This is a genomic window from Bradyrhizobium sp. AZCC 1610 (assembly GCF_036924515.1).
In the GTDB taxonomy this organism is placed as follows: Bacteria; Pseudomonadota; Alphaproteobacteria; order Rhizobiales; family Xanthobacteraceae; genus Bradyrhizobium.
The window spans coordinates 3,520,269-3,540,576 of sequence record NZ_JAZHRR010000001.1 but is presented as its reverse complement, the minus strand read 5'-3'; the positions used below and the strand labels follow the sequence as shown (position 1 = coordinate 3,540,576).

At 60.5% G+C, this 20,308-nt stretch carries 19 protein-coding genes; 6 read left to right on the top strand and 13 right to left on the bottom strand.

Going from position 1 to position 20,308, the window contains the following annotated elements:
• Positions 1–7 precede the first annotated feature (7 nt).
• The 5 genes from V1279_RS17550 to V1279_RS17530 all read right to left on the bottom strand — a co-directional run bounded on the left by V1279_RS17550 (position 8) and on the right by V1279_RS17530 (position 3,733).
• The gene (locus tag V1279_RS17550) at positions 8–235 is read right to left on the bottom strand and encodes a hypothetical protein (protein ID WP_334438171.1); all 228 of its coding nucleotides are present in this window, start codon (positions 233–235) and stop codon (positions 8–10) included.
• 86 nt (positions 236–321) lie between these two features.
• Positions 322–738: a hypothetical protein gene (locus V1279_RS17545; RefSeq protein ID WP_334438169.1), complete on the bottom strand. Its 417-nt coding sequence runs from the start codon at positions 736–738 to the stop codon at positions 322–324.
• Positions 739–969: 231 nt separating this feature from the next.
• Positions 970–1,671: a transcriptional repressor LexA gene (gene lexA / locus V1279_RS17540; protein ID WP_334438166.1), complete on the bottom strand. Its 702-nt coding sequence runs from the start codon at positions 1,669–1,671 to the stop codon at positions 970–972.
• A 212-nt stretch (positions 1,672–1,883) separates the two neighbouring features.
• A complete protein-coding gene (locus V1279_RS17535; RefSeq protein ID WP_334438163.1) occupies positions 1,884–3,095 on the bottom strand; it encodes a molybdopterin molybdotransferase MoeA in 1,212 nt (403 codons plus the stop codon).
• An 11-nt stretch (positions 3,096–3,106) separates the two neighbouring features.
• Positions 3,107–3,733 carry an HAD-IA family hydrolase gene (locus V1279_RS17530; protein WP_334438160.1) on the bottom strand — a complete coding sequence of 209 codons (627 nt, stop codon included), beginning with the start codon at positions 3,731–3,733 and terminating at the stop codon, positions 3,107–3,109.
• A gap of 214 nt (positions 3,734–3,947) precedes the next feature.
• On the opposite strand from V1279_RS17530, the gene V1279_RS17525 reads away from it, so the two are divergent.
• Positions 3,948–4,265, top strand: a complete 318-nt coding sequence (locus tag V1279_RS17525; protein WP_334438157.1) for a hypothetical protein — start codon at positions 3,948–3,950, stop codon at positions 4,263–4,265.
• A gap of 164 nt (positions 4,266–4,429) precedes the next feature.
• Positions 4,430–5,764: a S41 family peptidase gene (locus V1279_RS17520; protein ID WP_334438155.1), complete on the top strand. Its 1,335-nt coding sequence runs from the start codon at positions 4,430–4,432 to the stop codon at positions 5,762–5,764.
• 27 nt (positions 5,765–5,791) lie between these two features.
• On the opposite strand, the gene V1279_RS17515 is transcribed toward V1279_RS17520, so the two are convergent.
• The gene (locus V1279_RS17515) at positions 5,792–6,796 is read right to left on the bottom strand and encodes a Bug family tripartite tricarboxylate transporter substrate binding protein (RefSeq protein WP_334438153.1); all 1,005 of its coding nucleotides are present in this window, start codon (positions 6,794–6,796) and stop codon (positions 5,792–5,794) included.
• Positions 6,797–7,220: 424 nt separating this feature from the next.
• Here V1279_RS17515 and V1279_RS17510 point away from each other — a divergent pair, with 424 nt between their 5' ends.
• The gene (locus V1279_RS17510; RefSeq protein ID WP_334438150.1) at positions 7,221–8,366 is read left to right on the top strand and encodes a hypothetical protein; all 1,146 of its coding nucleotides are present in this window, start codon (positions 7,221–7,223) and stop codon (positions 8,364–8,366) included.
• Between the two features lie 92 nt (positions 8,367–8,458).
• Here V1279_RS17510 and V1279_RS17505 read toward each other — a convergent pair whose 3' ends face one another.
• From V1279_RS17505 to V1279_RS17490, 4 genes are all read right to left on the bottom strand, one after another.
• On the bottom strand, positions 8,459–9,298 hold the full coding sequence (locus V1279_RS17505; protein ID WP_334438147.1) for a PEPxxWA-CTERM sorting domain-containing protein: 840 nt from the start codon (positions 9,296–9,298) through the stop codon (positions 8,459–8,461).
• Between the two features lie 123 nt (positions 9,299–9,421).
• Positions 9,422–10,291, bottom strand: a complete 870-nt coding sequence (locus V1279_RS17500; RefSeq protein WP_334438145.1) for a class I SAM-dependent methyltransferase — start codon at positions 10,289–10,291, stop codon at positions 9,422–9,424.
• Between the two features lie 52 nt (positions 10,292–10,343).
• Positions 10,344–11,354, bottom strand: coding sequence for an acyl-CoA desaturase (locus V1279_RS17495; RefSeq protein WP_334438142.1), 1,011 nt, complete (start codon positions 11,352–11,354; stop codon positions 10,344–10,346).
• An 865-nt stretch (positions 11,355–12,219) separates the two neighbouring features.
• Positions 12,220–12,492, bottom strand: coding sequence for a hypothetical protein (locus V1279_RS17490; RefSeq protein ID WP_334438139.1), 273 nt, complete (start codon positions 12,490–12,492; stop codon positions 12,220–12,222).
• A gap of 73 nt (positions 12,493–12,565) precedes the next feature.
• Between V1279_RS17490 and V1279_RS17485 the strand changes: the two genes are divergently transcribed.
• Positions 12,566–13,138: a helix-turn-helix transcriptional regulator gene (locus V1279_RS17485; RefSeq protein ID WP_334438136.1), complete on the top strand. Its 573-nt coding sequence runs from the start codon at positions 12,566–12,568 to the stop codon at positions 13,136–13,138.
• A gap of 86 nt (positions 13,139–13,224) precedes the next feature.
• Here V1279_RS17485 and V1279_RS17480 read toward each other — a convergent pair whose 3' ends face one another.
• Both V1279_RS17480 and V1279_RS17475 read right to left on the bottom strand, forming a co-directional pair.
• Positions 13,225–13,905, bottom strand: a complete 681-nt coding sequence (locus tag V1279_RS17480; protein ID WP_334438133.1) for a transposase — start codon at positions 13,903–13,905, stop codon at positions 13,225–13,227.
• Between the two features lie 241 nt (positions 13,906–14,146).
• Complete coding sequence (locus V1279_RS17475) at positions 14,147–14,413, bottom strand: hypothetical protein (RefSeq protein WP_334438131.1); 267 nt, start codon at positions 14,411–14,413, stop codon at positions 14,147–14,149.
• 105 nt (positions 14,414–14,518) lie between these two features.
• Between V1279_RS17475 and V1279_RS17470 the strand changes: the two genes are divergently transcribed.
• Positions 14,519–14,728 (top strand): hypothetical protein, encoded by a 210-nt coding sequence (locus V1279_RS17470; protein WP_334438128.1) that lies wholly within the window; start codon positions 14,519–14,521, stop codon positions 14,726–14,728.
• Between the two features lie 1,264 nt (positions 14,729–15,992).
• Positions 15,993–16,457, top strand: a complete 465-nt coding sequence (locus V1279_RS37875; protein ID WP_442894788.1) for an energy transducer TonB — start codon at positions 15,993–15,995, stop codon at positions 16,455–16,457.
• 980 nt (positions 16,458–17,437) lie between these two features.
• Here the strand turns inward: V1279_RS37875 and V1279_RS17460 are convergent.
• Positions 17,438–20,170, bottom strand: a complete 2,733-nt coding sequence (locus V1279_RS17460) for a bifunctional diguanylate cyclase/phosphodiesterase (protein WP_334438122.1) — start codon at positions 20,168–20,170, stop codon at positions 17,438–17,440.
• Positions 20,171–20,308: the final 138 nt, after the last annotated feature.

The following is a 20,308-nucleotide window of genomic DNA, read 5'->3' as shown; positions in this document are numbered from 1 at the left end:
AGGAACATCAGTGCTCGTCGACCGTCGGGCTGGCGGGTATTTCGAAGGCGCCCAGATGAAACTCCTCAGGCGCGTCGGGCTCCGATGGCAAATTGACCAGCGTGAACGACGCCTCGGGGAATTGCCGCCAGATCGCGAGATCCTCGGCCGTGATGGTGAGCCAGCCGTACCTGAACATGTATCGTCCGGGCTCGGTGACGCGTCCGGCCTTTTGCCATGTAACCTTGTTGACCACCGACTGCCCCTCGGCGCCGAGTTCTGAAAAAATTACATTACCACGATCCGCCGGCCTAAACCGGCGGATCGCGTTCGCGTTTGCGTTTATCCGGTCACGATGGATTCGGCCGGCGGCGCTTCCGTCACCTTCGGTGCACGTTCGCCCTCGGTCACCGGCAATTGCAGCACAGTCGCGCGCTGGCCTTCGCAGAGCTGCGTCACCAGCACATGGCTTCCGTCAGGAAATTCGATCGCGTCATGGTGACGGTCGGATACTTCGGGTTCGATCTGGTTAAACTTGCCGACCCGCCAGTCGGTGGTTCGCGTCCAGATCCACCGGTTATCGTATTTGACGTCCTCGGCGAACGCCAGCTCGGTGCCGGGAAGCATGCAGACCGCCACTGCTGGCTCGCGTTCCGACGCAAAGCCGCGGGTCGATGTACCGCGGAAGGTCGTGGTGATCAGCGTCTCGCCGACCTGGGCAGGCCGCGTTGCCACAGCATGCAGGCTATAGTCACACATCGGATGGCTCCCTCGTTTGAGATAGCTGACCCGTGTCTCGAAGGAGGCACAAGCCTCTATCAGAGTGGACATGGCGCAGAGCCTTTTCTTGTTTCTGGGCAATTCTGCGACTGGCGCGCTGCGCCTAAATCACAAACGCGCTAACGCGGCTTGGTTCCGGCCGCGCCACAAAAAACCCCGGCCGAAGGCCGGGGCGGGGTGTCGTCGCCGTCGTGTCTGCAATCCGACAGTTCAATACTTCCGGTACAGGCCGATCAGCTTGCCCTGAATCCGGACCCGGTTCGGCGGCAGGATGCGGACTTCGTAGGAGGCATTGGCCGGCTCCAGCGCAATCGAGGCGCCGCGGCGGCGGAAGCGCTTCAGCGTGGCTTCCTCCTCGTCGATCAGCGCCACCACGATATCGCCGGTGTCGGCGGTCTCGTTACGCTGGATCAGCGCCATGTCGCCGTCGAGAATCCCGGCGTCGACCATGGAATCGCCGCGGACTTCGAGCGCGTAATGCTCGCCGGAGCCGAGCATGTCAGGCGGCACGCTGATGGTGTGGCTGCGGGTCTGCAGCGCCTCGATCGGCGTACCGGCGGCGATCCGGCCCATCACGGGGACGGCGACCGGGCGGTTGCCGTCATCCTCGGAAGCCGGCACGCTCACCGAGCGCTTGCCGAGCGTGCCTTCGATGACGCTCGGCGTGAAGCCGCGGCGGCCGTTGCCGGCGGCAGCAAGCTCCGGCAGCTTGATGACTTCGATGGCGCGGGCGCGGTTGGGCAGCCGGCGGATGAAGCCGCGCTCCTCCAGCGCCGTAATGAGGCGGTGGATTCCGGATTTCGAGCGCAGGTCGAGCGCGTCCTTCATCTCGTCAAAGGAGGGCGGTACGCCGGCCTCTTTCAGCCGTTCATTGATGAAACGCAGAAGTTCATACTGTTTGCGCGTAAGCATCGCGAGCAATCCCCCGGTTGGCACAGTCTTTCGGTCCCGAAGCGTCAGGGTCCATCGCGGGAGTCCCTAAAACTCCCAACCCTGGACACTAGCAGTCGAAACAAATCATGAACGGACACTATATGTTCGATATGTGTTCCGCAACCACTTAATTTCAGGTGAACGCATTGCGGCTTCGGCCCAAAACGCCCTTAAAGGCGCCGTTCAGGGCATCATTCGGGCAGCCGGAGCAGTTCGCAGCGCGAACCCTTTGCGGCAGCCGGCGCGAACGGCGGACGTATCACAAGTGCCCGCGCCGCAGCGAGATTCCCGAGCAGCGATGAATCCTGGTGGCTCACCGGCACCGCCATCAGCGTGCCGTCCGCGCGCGCTTCGAGCCGTGCCCGAAGATAGTCTTCGCGCTGGTCGTTGGCGGCGAGATCGCGGCCCAGCAAGGCGCTTTCGCGCGGATGATGGATGGTGTCGCAGCCCGATAGCGCACGAATCAACGGCACCAGAAACAGGAAGCCGCAGACATAGGAGGAGACCGGATTGCCGGGCAGGCCGATCACCCGCATCGTGCCCAGCCTGCCGTGCATCATCGGCTTGCCCGGCCGCATCGCTATGCGCCAGAACGCCATGGCCGTCCCCTCGGCCTCCAGCGACCGCTTGACGAGGTCATGGTCGCCGACCGAGGCGCCGCCCAGGGTGATCAGGATATCCGCGCTTGCCTCGCGCGCACGGCGGATACCTTGCGCGGTGGCATCGACCGTGTCGGCGGCGATTCCGAGATCGACGACCTCGGCGCCCTCGGCCCGCGCCAGCGCCCGGATGCCGTAGCCGTTGGAATAGACGATCTGGCCGGGGCCGGGGGTAGCGCCCGGCATCACCAGCTCGTCGCCGGTGGCGAGGACTGCGACCTTTGGGCGGCGGTGCACCGCAAGCTCCGGATAGTTCATGCCGGCGGCGAGCGACAAATCGCGGTCGGTCAGGCGGCGCCCGCGCGTGAGCAGCACATCGCCCTCGCGGAAATCGACGCCGGCGGCGCGGATATGCCGCCCGGGAACGGCGGCTTCGGTGATGGCGAGGGAATCGCCGTCGATGGCCGTGTCTTCCTGGATGATGACGGCGTCGGCCCCCTCAGGGATCACGCCGCCGGTGAATATCCGCACCGCTTCGCCCGCGCCTACCTTCCGCTCGAACGGCCGTCCGGCCGCGACCTCGCCGATCACCTTCAGCCGCACCGAGAGATCGGCGGCATCGGCCGCGCGCACCGCATAGCCGTCCATCGCCGACATCGCCCGCGGCGGCTGCGTCCGCCGCGCGGCGACGTCGCGCGCCAGCACGCGATGCCAGGCATCGTCGAGCGCGATCATTTCCTCGGGCAGGGGTGCGGCGCCGGCAAGGATCGCAGCAAGCGCATCGGCAACAGGCATCAAGGCCACGGGCAGACCTCCTATACTTCAAGTGCGGTCAGTGCCCTTGCCACGTCATCCGTCGATGCCACGTGGATGGCACAAAGGCCGCGCGCCCGCGCACCTTCGATATTGGCGGCCGAGTCGTCGAAGAACAGGATCCTCTGTGCCGGCACGCCGATCGCTTTTACCACATGATCATAGGCTTCAGCGTCGGGTTTGCGCAAACCGATGCTCGAGGACAGGAATATCTCGCGGAAATGGCTGAGCACGTCGGCATAGGCCTGCGAGAAATGCGCGACATGGGCCGGATTGGTGTTGGAAAAAGCATAGAGCGGCATGCGTTTGGCGGCGCTTGCCAACAGCGGCGCAATTCCCGGCACCTCGCCGGTGAAAATCGCGTTCCAGCCTTCCAGGAACTGCGCGTCGGTGAGGCCGATGCCGAGCGACTGACGCAGGCTCGCAAAGAACGCCGCGTCGTCGATCCGGCCGATCTCGTGATGCTTGAAACTGTCGTTGACGACAAAACGCCTGGCGAGGTCGGCGGGCTCGCAGCCGGCGTGCCCGGCCCACGTCGCCATCACCTTGTCGAAACTGATATCGAGCACGACGCGGCCGAGGTCGAACAGCAACACGTCGACGGAGGAGGGCGCTGGCGGCAAATTCATGGCCATCGTTTACAAAACTGGCCAGGTATCGGCAACGGGCTGGACTGAATTCGGCCCGATCCGGCGCTTAAGCCCGTGCGCGGGCCGTGCTATAGCGCTTTCGGGCGAAAGCCTGCCCCGGACTGATCCGGGGTGGATGCCGGTTCGCGTGAAGAAAAGCGCGTCAAAAATAGCGCCTTGAATAGCGCCTTGGGTCGCAAGAGGGAGTGATGGCATGAAAATCCTGGGCAGAATTTTGGGCGCTGCATGTGTGATCGCCGCGCTTACCGGGCCCGTCTGGGCTCAGGCTCAGAATCCTGTTCCCAGATACGGTGAGACCGACAAGGAAAAGTCGGCAACCGAAAAAGCGGCCGAAAGGGATGCCGAAAGGGCCTACAAGCGCTCGCTCGGCAATATCCCGGAGCAGAAGAGCACCGATCCCTGGGGCACGGTGCGCAGCGACAGCGCGCCGCCGAAAGCAGCGGCCAAAGATACTGCCAAGGCGCCGCCGGCCAAGCCGAAGGCCAAATCCGCCGACGGCGCTGCAAAGTAGAGACACTTCCCGGCGCTAATGCCGGAAGCCGATAAAAAGCCGCAATGGTCCGGGCCGGCGTGCCTTGATCCGACCAAAAAGCCATTGTGAGTTGGCGGGGCCGGGACAGGGGCGCCGATTCACGGGAATCGCGGGCGTCCGTTAGCCGAAAGGGACGCCCCACGATGCGCAGGAATTTTGCCTTTGTTCTCGGCACGGTGACGGGCGCGTGTCTGACCGTTCTCGTGACGGGACCGCAGGGGGCCAGTCTGGTGGCGGCGGCAAAGGCCGCAGCCCGTTCCGACGCCTACAGCCAGCTCAATTTGTTCGGCAACGTGTTCGAGCGGATCAAGACCAGCTACGTCGAGAAGCCCGACGATTCCAAGCTGATGGAAGGCGCCATCAACGGCATGATCTCCGCGCTCGATCCTCATTCGCGCTACATGAATGAGAAGGGCTGGAGCGACATGCAGGAGACCACCCATGGCGAGTTCGGCGGGCTCGGCATCGAGGTCACGATGGAAGACGGCCTCGTCAAGGTGGTGACGCCGATCGACGAGACGCCCGCGGCCAAGGCCGGCATGCTGTCGGGCGACGTGATCACCCAGATCGACGACGAGCAGATTCAGGGCATGACCCTCGAACAGGCGGTGAGCCGGATGAAGGGCCCCGCCAACAGCAAGATCCGGCTGAAGGTCGCGCGCAAGGGTTCCGCCGCGCCGATCGATATTGCCATCGTCCGCGAGATCATCCGGGTACGGCCGGTCCGCTACAAGACCGACAGCGGCGATATCGGCTACATCAGGATCACCCGCTTCAACGAACAGACCACCGATGGGCTGAAGAAGGCCATCGCCAGCATCGCCAAGGAGATTCCGGCCGACAAGCTCGCGGGCTACGTCGTCGATCTCCGCAACAATCCCGGCGGCTTGCTCGACCAGGCCGTATCCGTGTCGAGCGCCTTCATGACGCGCGGCGAGGTGGTCTCGACGCGCGGCCGCACCTCGGAGGAAACCCAGCGCTTCAGCGCGCGCGGCGGCGACATCACCAAAGGCAAGCCGCTGGTGGTGCTGATCAACGGCGGCTCGGCCTCCGCGTCCGAAATCGTGGCCGGCGCACTGCGCGACCACAAGCGCGCCACCCTGATCGGCTCGCGCACCTTCGGCAAGGGCTCGGTGCAGACCATCATTCCGCTCGGATCAGGCAATGGCGCGCTGGCGCTGACCACGGCGCGCTACTTCACGCCGTCGGGCCGCTCGATCCAGGCCCAGGGCATCGCGCCCGACATCGAGGTGCTGCAGGACGTGCCGGATGAACTCAAGAGCCGCTCCGAGCCGAAGGGCGAAGCCTCGATGCACGGCCACCTCGCCGCCGACGGCGCCGAGCAGGCCGGCTCGCAAGCCTGGGTTCCGACGAACGAGAAGGACGACACGGCGCTGAACGCGGCGTTCAATTTGCTGCGCGGCGTGACGGTGAATGCGAACGGGCCGGCGATGGCGAAGCGGGCGGTGCCGAACTAGCGGTCGCTTGCAGCCTGGAGACCGGCGCTATTCCACCTTCAGCCCGAGCTGATGGACGAGCTTGCTCCACTTCTTTTCTTCCCGATCGATGTCGTCGGCATATTCGGCCGGCGTCGAGCTGAGGGGATCGCCACCTTCGAGACGAATGCGTTTCTGCGCCTCCGGATCGTTGCCGAGTTTGCGCAACTCGGCGCTGAGGATGTCGATGATCTCAGGTGGCGTGCCGTGCGGCGCAAGCAGCCCGTAATGCAACACGGCTTCGAAGCCGGGCAGTCCCGACTCGTCGAAAGTCGGCACATCGGGCAATAGCGAGAAGCGCGTCTTGCTGGTGACGGCGATGGCGCGCAGTTGGCCGGCCGCGATATTGCCCAGTGCCGGCGGCAGCACGCCGAACGCGACCGGCACGTGGCCGCCGAGCAGATCGTTCATGACCGGCGCCGTGCCCTTGTAGGGGATGATCGCGATATCGATCCCGGCCTCGGCCTTGAACAGTTCGGCGCACATGTAACCGCCGGTGCCGACAGGCGACGTGCCGATATTGAGTGTGCCCGGCGCCTTCCGCGCAAGCGCGATCAATTCGGCGACCGTCTTCGCAGGAAACGACGGATGGGCGAGCAGGGCCACCGGCATCGAGGCAACGAGGCCGATCGGCGCGAATTCCTTGCGCGGATCCATGCCGAGCCTGGTGTAGAGGCTTGGGTTGATCGACAGCGTCCCGGTGTGGCCGAGCAGCAGCGTGTAGCCGTCCGGCGCGGCGCGCGCGACCGCGCGCGTGCCGATGGTGCCCCCGCCACCGCCGCGGTTGTCGACGGTCACGGTCTGGCGGAAAGCGTCCGACAGCTTTTGCGCCACCACGCGCGCCATCGCATCGACGCCGCCGCCGGCCGGGTACGGCACGACCAGCGTGATGGAGCGCGTCGGAAAGTCAGCGGCATGGGCGGTCGACATAAGCGAGGCGCCTGCGAACGCAACGGTCGATGCCATGGTGATCGCGGCGACCGTCACCAAGTTGCGACGCGACAATTCATCCATGCGATGACCCCCCTTGCAGGCGACGGCGACACGCCCAAGTCAAGAACACATCCATATTATGTTATGGCGTTATGTTATGGCGTTCCGGACGGTTAATCCATGGCTGGATCATCGTCATGACGCAAGGCCTTCTGGATACCGGCGCAGCGCGTGCCACCGCCCTCTGGCTAGCTGCACTCCAAATTGCGCTCAGTTGAAGCACTCATTGCTGGAGAAAACTGATTGCCGATAGTTCATTCCGAATCTGTCGCGCGGCGGTCGCTGAAAAGGCATCCCTCAAGGCGTGCGCAGCGATCCGAAAACAACACCTCTTTTTTGAAACTCCGTCTCCATCCAAACGTAGCTCGCGCGGCATGATCTTTCACGAAGCCGGTTCCCGCTTCATGTGCGTTCAAACGGAGTAGTTATGTCGAGAAAATGGACCTTGCTGACCCTGATGTTGTCCCTCTGTTCGAGTGGAGCCCTGCAAGCAAATCCGCTCGATTCGCCCGGCGTCGTTTATATCGATGGGCTGCCGTGCAACAGGGCGTGTCAGTCCTACATGGCCTGGTCTGACCGGGCATTGTCTGCCCGGCACCGCGAGAAACGCGAGACCAGCGTCGTGGTACCGGCTGAGGCGGAAATAGAAAGATTAGAACCCGCGGCCCGCCCGCGCGTGGCAAGGCAGCCTGCAGCGGTTTCCAGCCCGGCGCCGCGTGCCGGCATCGCGGCGTCGAACGCCAAGACGTTGAACACCAAGGCGTCGCACACCAGGAGGGCCGCCACCAATGCTGCATATCCAACAACCAGGAAGGAAGTGCCGGTGGCCACGGCGACAGCGACTCGAGAAAAAGCCGTTGAAAAGACCGTCGCAGGAACTCAGGAGCCGGAGCGTCAATTGAAAAGCTCCGACGGGCCGGAGCCGGGGCAGGCAGCATCTATCGCCGCGTCGCAGCCCACGGAGGCCCCCAAGTCTGAGGTCAAGTCTGAGGTGAAGTCCGAAGCGAAGCCCGAGGTCACCCTGCCGCCGCCAGCCACGCTCGAGATCGCCGCGCCGCCCGCCACGTCCGAAACCGCCGCGTTGCCGGCCACAGCCGCCGATGCTCCCGCGTTGGCGCCCCGCACAATTCAGCAGCAGGTCGTGGAAGCGACGGGAATGGCCGATCTCGTCACGGCAATCGGGACGGGACGGGAGGCGGCCAACAAATCGGACAATCCCGGCGCAGAAGCCGGTGAGGCCAACGATTCCGGCAAGACTGCATCCGGATCGACAGACAGCTCGGACAATCTGGTGGCGCTTGTCCTGGCGCGTCCGGAGATCAATTCGTTATCCGATCTGAACAACAAGAACATCGCGATCGAGGAGAAACAATCCGCATCGAGCGGACGCGTCAGCGCCGCGTTGATGGCGGCCGGAGCCGCGGAAGTCCAGTTCAGCGAAGTAAAAGCCGGCGCGATCGAGCGGCTGATCAGCGGCGAAGTCCCGGCCGCGGTCCTGACGCTGGCTTCGCGCGAAGCAGCAGAGTGGTTTCCCGACATCGAAGGCTTCAGGACGTTTCGGGTGCCGCTGACGCTGAAGGCGCGACTCTAGCTAGCGGCAAGCGCGGCCCGGATCAGCTAAGGACATCCGGAGTCTTGACTCCCGCATGTCGCGGCGCACATGCGGGGGACGCGCTTGCAGGTTCAAATGGTGTTGAAGCTTGCCTTGCTCTTCCGCCGTTGCGCCAAGAAGCCAACACCAGCAAAACCCAGGATGATCATTGCCCAGGTAGCTGGCTCGGGGACAGCAGCGATAGAGTTACCTACGCCATGACTGAGTTGGATTTGATAACCGTCGGGCGCAGTGAAGACAGGATCGATCATCGTGTGATTACTTGCGCTGCAGGCCTCGAATGCTCCGCATCCAGCAGAAACGGTGCCCTCCAGCATCACATTGTAGATTGTGTTGGTCAAAAAGGCGTAGCTGCCATTAACTGCAAAATTCAGTCCGGTCTCGCCACTGTGTGCGCCTGCACCAGTCGACCACGAGTAACTGCCTACTGAGGCGTTGGCGTTGCCAATCCTAAGCACCGCCACGTTTCCTTCGGTAGTCACGGCGCCCAAGGCATTTATATGGGTGTGCACGACTCCCGGCTGCCCGGCTATGTAGATTTGGTACTGCATAGTGAAGTATGCGGTCGCGGCAGCTCCTCCAACATATCCCGTTCCTGGGATATATCCCGGCGCAGAGGCCGCAGCAGTTATTTCGAAAAAGGGCGCCGGAGTAAGGGCTGTGTGAAGCCTGAAGGAAGAGGTACTCAAGCCCGAGTGTGTGATGTCCAGATTGTTTCCCGCGGTTAAGCTCCCACTGTAGTTCTGCCCGGTGCCGTTGCCATCAACCCATTGACCGGAATAGCTGCCGCCGTAAGTCACGGGGCCTAAAACGACATCTGCGGATGCTGTTTTTACCGAAAGCACCACGACAAGCACTGCGATGTAGCAGGCAACAAATCGGCAAAAAATCATACTTAAATCCCCCTCCATTCCGACCTGCGGCGAGACCTCGAAGGCACGCTGGTCCTCATAGCTTTATATGATTGTCTCGGGACGCTTGTCGTGACCCAAATGGGCTACGACAAGAAGGTTGGCTGACCACGTTGCGCGTTACTATGACGCTTTGCGGATGTGTAAGAACAGATTGACCCCATTTGGCTCCTCACCAATGCGCGCTGAAGCGTCTGCGATGTTAGCCCGTTTGAAAAGCGATAGGAGCTTTGCACTGTCTCGGTGAAAAAGATGCCACCCGCCGAACTCCATATAGTTGCGATGCACATTGCGGTTGGAGAAGTTTCCGACAACTAGTTCTCCTCCGGGGCAGAGCATGCACGCCAATTTTCGGAGCAATCGAACAAACAAAGCATCAGTCAGATAGTCAAAAAGCCCAGCGCACCAGATCAAATCGAATCGCTGGTTGGTTCGCCAACGAAGGATATTGTTGTGCTCTAGCGTTATCTGGCTGAGGAACGGCGTGAGAAGCTTACTGGCGTGCTCTAATGCCTTGCCATCCTGCTCAACAAAATGAATCTGGAGCCTGTGCGCTAGATTGGCGTGCTTGACAAAGAACTCGAATATGTCCCTGCCAGGACCGCTCGCAACGTTCAATACCTGAGCCCCGCTTGGACGGCAGTTCGCGATATCGCGGAGTAGGGCATGGCAATATTCTTTCCGTGCCCGCACGGCTTTGGCCGCTGAACTTCTCTGAAAGAAATGATCCCAGCGTTCGAGTGTAGGGTCGGGGGATACCCAATTGGTGTAGATGCGATCGATGATTTCAAAGTCCCCGTGGTATCCATGTGGGCGAATACAAACGAAACCTTGATTTGTTTGAGTCGAGTTGAACGCTCCCTTTGAGTCTTGGGCGAACGCTATGATGGACTCGAGATCACCTTCCGTACGGCGTATGGCAATTTCATCAAACAAGGTTGAAAGTTCGTCATATTCGATCGGTTGAGGCCCGCCCTTTTCCACAAATTTCATCAGACGCTCGAGGGGGGCAGCAATAGCCGATCTCGTTGGAATTAGAACTCGATCATCCATGCTTGGCACCAATCGCGATGCTATCGGGCGTCTCTGATCGATCTCGCGGCAATCTTATAACGTTCCAGACTAGTCCAAGTTTTTCCAGCAACGTGATGATGTGACCGTTTACGTCGAGCTGCCCGTCTGTGAGCCCATGAAAAGCTGAGCGCGGAAAGCGGTGATGGTTATTGTGCCAGCCGTCACCAAACGTCAGCATTGCTAGAATTCGATTGTTCTTGCTTCCGTTGCCTTGCGAATAAGCCTCTTCGCCGAAGAGATGGCCGATAGAATTGACGCCCCAGACTACATTGTGAAGTACCGTGGTGCGCAGGCATCCGCCGATAAGCATCGCACTCCATGCTGCCTCAGGACCGGCGAGCACGTAGCCGTACACGTAAGGCATGGCCAAGGAAATTGCGGGCCAGATCCAGTGGGTTCGATGGAAAAAGGCTATCAGCTTGTTGTCAGTAACGCTTGCTCCGTAAACACTGACATCTGTCGTGGTGCAATCAAACAACCAACCGACATGGGCGTGCCAAATTCCCTGAAGTCCACTGAGAGAAGAGCCCCATTCGTCAACAAGCGGCGAGTGCACATCTCCGAACTGATCTGTGTGGGCGTGGTGGCGCCTGTGATCTACAACCCAACGTGCAATAGACCCCTGAAAAGCCATAGAGCCAAGCGCACCCAACAAAAATGCGATTGCTGGGGTGGTTTCAAAACTCTTGTGCGAGAAATAGCGATGCAGGCCGAGGGCGACGCCCAGACCGACAAGAACGTAAAAGAGCACGAAAGCAGAAATATCAATCCAGGTAACGCCGTGCTGCACTATATGACGTCCGGCCCAAAAGCTTCCCAATAGGGGAATTCCGACGAGTAGTCCGTTCTCGACACGCTTTCTAATTGCGGGCAGCCCGCCGAACTTGACGCCTTCAAAGATTACAGGCTGAAAGAAACTGTCCACTGAAACCGTGCGGGCCGTCACTACCTTGCGAACCACTGTTAATAATGCAGTGAGCATTTCGGGATGCCATTTTGCGTTACGGTGACAGCGCACTTAATTCGGCAAGCGATGCTGAATGCACCGTCACCGCAACTGCTCGTTGTCCTTGATACGGGCCGCTGCGAACGCGAGTTGTCGGCGAGTTACGTTGGCGAAGAATGGGCTGGGGGTTGATGTTTGCTTGAAAAGCACGGCCGCCGCGAAGGCGGTCTCTCCTCTTGGGGTCGAAACTCTATCAGGCAGCGAGCGAACCATTCCGGCTCCGATCGATGCGTAAGTCGATCGAAGAGGTGGTCTTTTTGCCGCTCTTCTTCTTTCCGAAATTAGGTGAATTGATACCTCTGCAAGAGCGATCAGAGCACCCGGAACCTTTACCGTTCATTTTGCTCGCGTATGCGCTAGACGAAAAAATTGGTTCTAAGATCAAAAGAGTAAACATAGCGAGAGCCGCCGTTAACAGACTAAACGAAATCCTATTCATATCTTTCTCCCTTGGTCGGCCTTGCAGATAATCACGCCAAGCGGCGCGAATACTTCGGAGCATCATCGACTTGATTTGGATTGACCTGCATGACCCATTTGGGTCTAATCTGAAAATAATTTAAATGACGGATCGTTTGCAGTTGACGATACTAAATCCTTGAAGGAAGCGCGTTTGCAACCAAGCTTTGTGGATGATCCCAGTAGCGCCTTGTTGGAGGCAATTGAGTCCATTTACGATGCCGCGCCGAACCCCCAGCTCTGGCCGGGAACGCTAGGCAAGATCGCCAACATCTTTAACGATGCGGGGGCTGTTCTTCTATGGCGTCGAGATGATGGCTCTTTTGGCACAATAGTTTCCGAGAGCCTCGTCGCAGCTCAACTCGAATACGAGCAAGATTGGTCATCCAGGGATCCTCTTGCCAGCCGCGCCGTGGAGCGCGGATACTTCTTCAGTGGCGAGGCGTTTGCGGATCAACATCTTTGCACACCTGATGAATTTCGAACCGATCCATTTTTCACCGAGTTTCGCGCGAAGTATGGCCTTGGCGGAATTGCTGGAATCGCAACCTCCCCGAACCCGCAGGTGGGCGTAGCATTGAGCCTTCAGCGCCGCCTCGATTCTGATCCGCATTCTGAGGCCGATCTGAAGCTTCTCACCGTGGTCGGACGCCATATCGAGAAGTCGTTCAATCTCTCGATCCGCCTCTTCGACTCTGAGTTTGCTCGACTTGGCCTGGAGGAGGCGCTTGGCGCGGGTCGGTGTCGCCGTGTTTACTCTCGACTCGATGGGACGCGTCGTCTTCTCGAACTTAGCTGCCAAGCACCTGCTCGGAGAGGATATCTACCTTTTGCAAGGAAAGTTATGCATCGGCTACGGAAATCTTCGGCTTAGGAGCGAAGCAGCTATCGATGCACTACTTGAGGCAGGAGTTAGTAGTTTCAATGACGCCAAACCAATTCTCGTGCCTCGGCGATCATCTTCATACCCCCTCGTCGTGCATTTGTTGCCTATAACAGCCAAAGCTGCAGCCTCTGAGCAGTTCTTCAACCACACTCACGTTATCGTTCTGATTGCTGAGCCGAAGATTGGAGAACCCACCGATCCTGCGATTGTGCGGGACTCGCTGAATCTGACCCTTGGTGAAGCGCGCGTTGCGTCCTTGGTAGGTGCCGGTCTGCCGCCGCGCGAGGCAGCGGAACGTCTCAATCTTTCCGAGGAAACCGTTCGCAACGTTCTGAAGCGTGTTTTCGTCAAGCTTGGCGTTTCGAGACAAGGTGAGCTTGTAGCTCTGCTCGCGAGCCTTGCATTACGCGCTTGAGGCCAGCAACTAAGCGTTGGGGCTGCTGATGCAGTAAAGGGGGCTCGTTATCGCCGAACTGAAGAATTTTGGGTATAATGTTCGAATTAAGGTGACAGTGCACTTAATTCGTCCCGTGGCTTCGGGCCGCGTTTCGCGGGCTTGAGGACGCGCCGCGTCTTGTACTCGATGGCGTCGAGGAATTTTCGATTGCCGAGCGGCCGGCCGATGCTCTCCGCGCCGCGCAGCCGCTCGATCACGCCAGCATCCGGCTCTTCGGAAAGGAAATTGGCGAAATCCGGATAGCGCTCATGGACTGGCGCCAGAGCCGTGACGCCGTCGTGACGCCCGCTGAGTTGTGCGCGCACGCTGGACCAGCGCCAGTCGCGCGCGCGGCTGACGAGACGCGCCCGTACGGGATTGAGCGATACATAGCGCAGCGCCGCTGCGAGATGCGCCTCGTCCATGGCGACGCATCCGAAACGCCCCTGCCAGAAATGGCCGGTCCGCTTGCGGCGTGCGTGGATGATGCCGGCATAGCGGCGATGCACCGGCGCCAGCGCGCGGCGCAACCCGTCCGCGTCGGACGGCACGAGAATCAGATGCACATGGTTTGGCATCAGACACCACGCCCAAATTTCCACTCCTGCGGCGCGGCAGGACGCTGCGAGCAAGTCGCGATAAAGCGCGTAGTCGTCATTGCCGAAGAAAGTTCGTGCCCGGCCGTTGCCACGTTGCGTCACGTGGTGCGGAATGTCGGGAATGACGACACGAGCGAGGCGAGCCATACGGCAGGATGCCAACCACAGCGCGAAGAATCAATTGAGTACACTGTCACCGTAGTTCGTTTTCGGATTCCGCTGTCGCTGAAGGCGAAGCTCTAGCAAGCGGAACCCGGATGAGCGAAGGCGACATCCGGGTTTTGTTTTATCCCGCATATCGCTGCGCTCATGCGGCTACATGCTCTCACAGAAATTCACGTGTCTCATTCCAGGGATGCAGTTCGATCCTTACCGCCGAGACTGTTGGCTAGGATTCGCCGGGTATCGGCAGGCCGGGAATAGCTGGCGATTGCTGCCTGCTCCGCGCCCCATGTGAACGCGGCACGGCCTCGGCCGGTCGTTTGACAAACTCCAGATAGGCTGCGTTGACCAAGCGGCTGTTGTAGTGCTGGTGATCGAACCGGACCAACACGCGGCGGGTGAATATCGCGCTGATGACGCCGTACCTGCGTCCAGCCCCCGGAGGCCGGTAGACCACGCGGCGTCCGAGGTCGGTTTGCTGGGGAATGATCATTGGAGTGTCCCATTTTTTGGACCTTGCATCGCCATTACAGCACAACCTGAACACGACACAAGTAACAGTTGAGTTGGAACTCCTAAAAGGTGGGAATAATTCCTGATGGGAACCGCCGTGATGCGCGCGGCGACATCGTCGAGGCCAAGCATACCAGAACAGGTCTGGCCCGAGGCTCTGGTTTTCATCGCCCTCGTCGCGCTGATGGTGGCGGAGGTCAGGGACAGCGCGTCCCTGATCCCTCAACTACTGAAGCAGTCGCGGTCCGTGATCGCCTACCACGATGCGTGCCGATGCGCCGCGACCATCCAGTGAGATGACGGTCATCACTATCGGCAGCACCAGCGACTCACGGAGATGCGTGACCACCTCGTGTACTTCGCATTACGGTGCCAGTGCACTCAATTCGCAGGCGATGTTACAAAGGGCGCGACGGCAATTGAGTAGACTGTCACCGTAATTCCCGTAATTCCGTAATTCATCAAGCTATCGTGAGAGCCCCGGAAACGCACCGTGGATATGATTGGCAAAGTTGGCTAGCGCAGCGACGGCGAGGCAACGAATTGCACGTATGAGATGTCAAATGTCTGCACCCTGCAAGTTCGAGCTAAGTATCTTGAATCACGATGAGAAAGCGCTCATACAGACCTCTCATCACCCCGAAATTGGTGATGCGGATCGCGCGACACTTGAAAACCTGAAATCATCGCTCAGAAAGCTCCGGGACAGGGAGCGTACGCTCGCCTTCCAGCGGCGTCGGATCAGCAAAGGCACCGCCGAGCCGCGAGGCCAAAGCGTTTCGGGGACTGCCGAGCATTCTCTCCATCGTAAGCAGGTTTTCGTGGCTGCCCTGAAGCGGGTTAACAAGGAGCTCGCACGTCTCCAAAAATTTGAGGCGAGGAGGGAACTGGGAGAAGCGGCTCGGCGAGCGCTTTCTCTTCGGAGGGCACAGCAATTCTCCCGCCCGACAAATCAGCCAACTTCCCATGAAGGCATGAAGGCGATTCCGAGTCGCCGACGAAGTATCAAACTCCCGCGGTCAACAATTGGACGGGTGTCACAGGCGAACAAGAGAGCACAGGCCGAAAGAGATTCCCGCCGCTAACCGGCCTCATCCAATTCGGCTGCACACCAAATGAATTTTTTTGCCGCAACCCCCTAACGGGGGGCTGATCGGAAATCGGCTTCGTTGTATTCCCCTCCGATCTCGGCGGGCTGTGAGACGAGGTGAGGTCACAACCGGTATCGGCGGTGCGACCGTTGAGACCAAGCGTAGCCCAGATGAGCGCGACATCTGGGTTAATTTATGCCCGCATATCGCTGCGCGCATACGGGCTACTCAGCCGCAGATTTTGCCGGCTCACGTCAGCGAGGCGCGCAAACTGATCGCTTCAGCGATGTCGTCGCGTCCATGGAATACAATCTGTGGGAGAAAGGCCAGTCGAATGCACCAGACCGTAATTAAAGCCTGCCAAGTGGGAATACTTAGGCTAATAGTCTGATACGAATACCTCGAGAGACGCGCGGGTGTTTCGAGACAGGTCATCCACGGCGCTGAAGGCGCTGCAAAAGGTAGGCAATGCTTCGCGTCTGTTTTGTAGTTTTCGTTTTCATCAGTTGCCGGATTCCGGCCCATGCCCAGGCTACCCCGCAAATGGAATACGGCCTGTCGGTTAGCGCGCAAATCGAGAAGCAAAAGAAGTATCCGCCAGGCGCGATAGCGCGACATGAAATCGGGCAGGCCTTCATCACGTTCACGATCGATTCGACCGGGCGTCTCTTGGACAGCAAAATCACAAGGCCATCCTGCTTCAATGAACTCAATGAGGCGGCGTTGGCGGCTGTTCGCCAAGCTCAACCGTTTTCGCCCTTTTCATCGACGATTCGTCAATCACGCCTGACATTTACGCAGCCGGTCGTGTTTGCTTTTACAATGCAAGAGGCGCTGGCCGTTGAAGCGAAAGCCGATTGCAACAGTCCCGTGCGGCCTGCGCGTTCGCGATCAAAGCCGTCGCGGGCTCCTCTCAGTCCGCCTTCTTCTTGACCTCGCGGAGCAAGCGTAGCCCGGATGAGCGAATCGACATCGGGGGCCTTACTTTATCGCCGCATATTGCTGCGCTCATGCGGGCCTACTTGCTGCGGTAAGGGCATCTAATAATACCGCTGAAGCATGAGATGGCGCGCTTCGATGTGTGGGCTACGAGCTGATTTGGCGTGCGCGTTTGCGCGATTTTCAGTAACAACTTCAAGGTGATTTGCCCCGTCCAGTCTCGGTTGTAAAAATATTCCGCTTCGCCACTGACCCAAATCACCCCTACAACTCCCGCCATCCCGTCCCGAGAAGAGGGGCGTTGGCCATCGTCACGAACGTTGGGGCGGGTTGCGGTGGACGCGGCAGCGTCAGGCGCGTGGACGTGTTCGCAGGGCGGGCTTCCGTGAGCGAACATCGCGCGCAGACGAACGGCGCTTAAACGCTTCCGCCAGATCTTCGGTTGGCCGGCACTTGGCTGGTTGAAGTTTTTGGCGGAGGAAGCTGCGTACGGCAAAACCGTGTGGTTCTGGCGCCCGTGGCTGGCGTCAAGTTGGCGGAGGTTTGCAAAGCTCAACCGGGCAATGCGAACCGTCAATCCGCCAGCGACGGAGGCAAGAGGAATTCGTCTCCGGGGAGATCACGGCATAAGCCGTCAAACCATTGCGCGGGGAATGCCGGGCTGCTCCGGCTGTACCTGTATGCTCGTGTGCGCATTCTTGAGTGCATCTTGCACACGAGACCGCGGGTGCAGCAAAGCACCCGGCATTCCCTGCGCCCTCTCATGGGCGAAAGGTTTTCGCACAACTCGGGCGAAACGCGCCGCGGGAATGCGGACGCGCATCTGGTCGGCTGCTTGAAAATTGAATCGAAGAACTCTCCACGTCATTGCGAGCGAAGCGAAGCAATCCATGATTTCGTCAAGCATATGCCGCGCGATGGATTGCTTCGCTTGGCTCGCAATGACGGCAACAAGCAGCGTCGCTTCGAAAATCCTACGCCGTCCGCACAACCGGCTTGCGTCTGCGGGCGCGGCTCGGGCGCACCGCCGCGGGTCCCTGCCGGTCCGCAAACAGCAGCGGCCTGATCTCCGCCGCCGGCTTCGGCGGGCTGAACAGGTAGCCCTGCATTTCCGAACAGCCGAGTTCGCGCAGCAAGTCGCGCTGCTGCTCTGTCTCGACGCCTTCGGCCGTCGTCGTCATGTGGCGGTCGGCGGCGATGGTCACCACGGCCTGCACGATGCTGGACGATCCTTCCGGCTCGGCGATGTCGGTGATGAAGCAGCGGTCGATCTTAATCTTGTCGAACGGAAAACGCTGCAGATAGCTCAGCGAGGAATAGCCGGTGCCGAAATCGTCGAGTGCAATACGAACCCCGATGGCCCGGAGGTCGTGCAGAACGGCCAGCGCCGCCTCGTCGTCGCGGATGAGCACGGCTTCGGTGATCTCGAGCTCCAGGCGGCTGGCGGCGAGGCCGGATGCCGCCAGCGCCGCCATCACCTTCAGCGCCAGCATGCCGCTCCTGAATTGAACCGGCGAGACGTTGACCGCGAGCCTGATAGTGCCGGGCCAGCTCACCGCTTCCTTGCAGGCAGTGGTCAGCACCCACTCGCCGAGCTGGTTGATCAGGCCGGTGTCCTCGGCAAGGGGCACGAACTCGGCGGGCGAAATCATGCCGCGCTGCGGATGGCGCCAGCGCACCAGCGCCTCGCAGCCGGTGATCGCATTGGTCTGCAGGTCGAGGCAGGGCTGGTAGTAGACCTCGAAGCCGCCGTCGACGAGCGCCTGGCGCAGGTCCATTTCCAGGCTGCGGCGGGCGCGGACCTCGGCCTCCATTTCCGTTTCGAAGAAGCGATAGGTGCGGCGGCCGGCGGCCTTGGCCGCGTACATCGCCAGATCCGCGTTCTTCAGGATCTGGTCGATATCGGAACCGTCGCGCGGCGCCAGCGCGATGCTGATACTGGCGTCGGTGGTCACCTGATGGCCGAGGCACTGATAGGGGATGCGGATCGCCTCGAAGATGCGGCTGACGAGCTTCATCACGTCGTCGGTATCCTCGATCCCGGTCTGGACGATGGCGAACTCGTCGCCGCCGAGCCGGGCCACGAAATCGGTTTTCCGCGCGCAAGCAGCGAGGCTCGACGCGACCGATTTCAAAAGCTCGTCGCCGATCATGTGGCCGAGCGAATCGTTGACGCTCTTGAATTCGTCGATGTCGATATAGAGCACCGCCAGTTGCCGGTCCGGCGCGGCGTGGGACAATTCGCGCTTGAGCCGTTCGTGGAACAGCGCGCGGTTCGGCAGGTCGGTCAGCGCGTCGTAATGGGCGAGGTGGGTGATGCGCTCCTCGGCGCGGCGGCGCTCGGTGATATCTTCATGGGTCGCCAGCCATCCGCCGTCCGGCACCGGCTCGTTGACGATCTGGATCGAACGTCCGTCGGGCGTCGATATCACCATGACGTTGCGGTGCGAGATGTCGCGCAGCACCAGCTCGAGGTAATGATCGATGTCGCCGACGAACGAGCCGGTTTCCTTGCGGTGGGCGATCACCTCGCGGAAGCTGCAACCGGGCTTCACCACGTCGGCCGAGAGGCCGTACATATCGAGATATCGCTTGTTGCAGATGATGAGATTCTGCTTCGCATCGAACAGCAGCAGGCCTTGCGTCATGTTGCTGACGGCGGTGTCGAGGCGCTGCTTTTCCAGCGACAGCCGCTGCTTGGACGCGCGGTGCTGGTGCGAAAGCTTGCGGACGACAAGAAGCAGCAGGGCGGCAATCGCCAGCACGGAAAGTCCGGCGATCGTGATCAGGATTCCGATCTGCTCGCGCCAGTCGGCCAGTGCGGCCGATGTCGTGGTCGAAGCGATGATCAGAAGCGGAAAATTCGTCAGCGCGCGCGACGAGATCAGCCGGTCCTCGCGGTCGATCGGGCTGGTGAGGCGCGAAGTGCTGCGGGGCTGCTCGAAGATCTGCCGCTGGGCGGCCGGGCCGCTCTTGAAGTTCTTGCCGATTATATCCGCCACATGCGGGTAACGGGCCAGCAGCGTGCCGTCGCTGTGGTGCATGGCGATGGTGGCGCCGGGTCCGAGCGCTACGGTTGTGAAGAACTTTTCGAAATTGACGGGTTCGATGCCGCGGCCGATGACGCCGAGGAATTCGCCTTTCGGCCCGGTGATCTTGCGCGCGATCACCGTGGTCCAGGCGCCGGTGATGCGGCTATAGACCGGCTCGACCAGCATCTCCGGCGATTGCGCGCCGGACTTGAAGGTCTTGAAGAAGGCGCGGTCCGCCGAGTTGACCGGCGGCGCCGGCCAGGCGATCGATGCGTTGATCAGGTTGCCCTCGGCGTCGAAGATGTTGATGCCGCCGACATAGGACAGCGCCTCGATCTTGGATTTCAGCATCAGATGGATGTCATGGCCGGACATCCGCCGCTTGTAATTCTCCACGGTCGCGATGCCGCTGGAACGCATGAAGGCGATCATGTCCTTCTGCACGACCTGGAAGTCTTCGAGCTGCTGGTCGAAATGGCGGGCGAGCAGCAGCACGGTGTTTTCCAGCTCGCGTTCGCTGTTGCGCAGCGCGCGCTCGCGGAAATTTCCGGCCATGATGGTCGCGCCGATGGCGATGGCGGCGATCAGGAGCGTGCCGCCCAGGATCAACCAGCGGATCGGACCGCCGCGGAAGGCGGACGCAATCCGAAATGAGGTGGTGCCGGTTGAAGCCATTGAACGCGATCGCTGCCGAGAAATGAACTTCCGGAAGCGGAGTTCTCCCAACCCTCGGCCCACGACTTCGATACCGCGCCGAGATGGAATTGACGTTAGGAAGTCTGGTTAATGAATGGTTAGCCGGGTGGCGGAGGG